At 24.1% G+C, this 2,216-nt stretch carries 1 protein-coding gene and 1 pseudogene; one reads left to right on the top strand and one right to left on the bottom strand.

The features are described 5' to 3' along the window. Positions 1-388: pseudogene (locus Q1X91_RS15490) on the top strand (hypothetical protein); the annotation flags it as partial. Between the two features lie 59 nt (positions 389-447). On the opposite strand, the gene Q1X91_RS15485 reads toward Q1X91_RS15490, so the two are convergent. Then, a complete protein-coding gene (locus tag Q1X91_RS15485; RefSeq protein WP_300759494.1) occupies positions 448-2,025 on the bottom strand; it encodes an ankyrin repeat domain-containing protein in 1,578 nt (525 codons plus the stop codon). Positions 2,026-2,216 lie beyond the last annotated feature (191 nt).

The following is a 2,216-nucleotide window of genomic DNA, read 5'->3' as shown; positions in this document are numbered from 1 at the left end:
ATTATCTAAAGATTTAAATTACTGGCTCAAAATCTTTACAAGTAAAAATTTGGAGGCATCTATGTCTGAAATAGTAAAAGAAAAACCTATAATGGAAGAAGTACAGAAAAAATATAATAATTTTGTAAAAAGTAAATTGATGATGATGGAATATGAAAAGAAAGAGGCTTATCTATACGGTAATCAAATAATGCTTGATGAAGAAAGAAGATTAGGAATAGAAGAAGGAATTAAGAAAGGTAAAGAAGAAGGTATAAGAGAAGGTATAGAACAGGGTATAGAACAAGAAAAATATTCTCTAGCTAGAAATATGAAAAATAAAAATATGGATATTAACATGATTAGTGAATTAACAGGATTGGGTATAGAAGAAATAGAAAAATTATAATCAATGAAACAATAAATGGCTTTGAGTTAATTAAAAAACTAAAGCCCTTTATTATTTTTTTATTTATTGTATTCTTCTATTAAATTATTAAAGAAACCTCTTTCTAAATCAATAGCTTTTATTCTGCTTGTGTGATTAAATTTAGCAGCATCTCTCTTATAATTATAATAATGCTCTTCTTCTTTTTTGTTATTGTCTGATCTATTATACTTTTCCATAGAAAATTTATCTAAATAAAAATCATTATTTTCTATTATAAATGTATAATAATATGTACCGTCATCTGTTGATTCTATTGTAATGTAATTTCCTGATGAAGCAATATCATAAGTTTGTGAATAGTCATCATTTTGCATTGGATAGAAGCCTGTTATAAACTGTGCTTTATTTTTATCGTTTTTATCTCTTTTCCATATAGTTACATAATTAAAATATTTATCGTTTACTTCAAAATCATGTACATATTTTTCCATTGATATAAGATTTTCTACATATTCTTCATTTAATATATGACTTTGTATTAAAATATATTTTTCATTATTGTTTGTAAATTCAGTTTGTGAGGCAGGCGAATAAATATAGCTGGTATCTGCAAATTTAAAAGTTTGAGATATTTTATTTAATATTCTTATCATCAAATCTTCATTATTATTTCCAGTGATAACAGTATTAATTAAATTTGTAGGATTTAAAACAGGAAAATTTTCCATCAATACAAAAGATATATGACGATCATAAGTATGAATACTTTCTAATTCTTCTGTATCTTGAAAGCAGTGAATAGTAATATCCGCATTTTTCTCTTTTAAATAATCCATAATATCATACTTTTCATAATATACACTATACATTAAAGGAGTTCCCACATAACCATCACTCATTCTGTTTATGGAATTAATATCACAACCAAGTTTTAAAAATAATATTACTAAATCCAAATTATCAGCTAAAATGGACTGAAATAATAAGTCGCTTTGTAATTGATAATCTATATCAGAAAAATAATAACCTGCAGATTCTAACTTTTTAATCAATTTTGATATTAAATTATAATTATTATTTTTTAAGTCAATTTTATTATATATTGTATTATAATCAAAATTAACTCCTGATTCTAATAAATAATCTATCATATTATCAGTATAATTATAATCTAATATTCTAGTATCATCTAAACTAATTCCATGTTCAACAAGCCATTTCACTAAATCATTATAAGCATAATTTCTATAGTCAAGTTTCTGCATTAGAGTCAATACGCCGTTTCCATCTTCATCTTTGCTGTTTATCCCTTCCAAAAGTAAATCTTTAATATTCTGCATTTTTTGTTTTTCTTCTTCTCTTCTTTCTTTTTTGGAATTATCAGATATTCCATAATTTGCTAATTCTGCGTCAATGGTTTTGTATAATATCTCATCAATTTCTGCTTCTGTATATGGTTTGATAGGATATATATTTTTAAATCCTATTTTTTTCTTTCTTGTTGGAGTTGTTTGCTGATTTATAATTTGATTTGTATTTTGAGCGGTATTATTAGTGATTGTTATGTTTGCTGTTGTATTGTTTTGTGTGTTATTAGATTTGTTGTTACAGCTTATTAAAATGCTTAAAGCTATTATTAATATAATTTTTTTCATAAACATTCCTTTAACTTCCTTTGTATTGTATTAAAATATTTTAGGCATTATACTAAAAATTTTTAAGTTTGTCAATTTTTTTTTATTCAACTTTTTCCCGCCGCAAAAAGTTGCAAAAAGTGCAAGTATTGAAATTATTATTAAATCGTACTAATTATGTTTTATATGTGGGATAAATTGCTAAATTTAGC

Source organism: uncultured Brachyspira sp., assembly GCF_949287625.1.
In the GTDB taxonomy this organism is placed as follows: Bacteria; Spirochaetota; Brachyspiria; order Brachyspirales; family Brachyspiraceae; genus Brachyspira.
The sequence above is the reverse complement of the archived record's forward strand: the minus strand, read 5'-3'. Positions and strand labels throughout refer to the sequence as shown.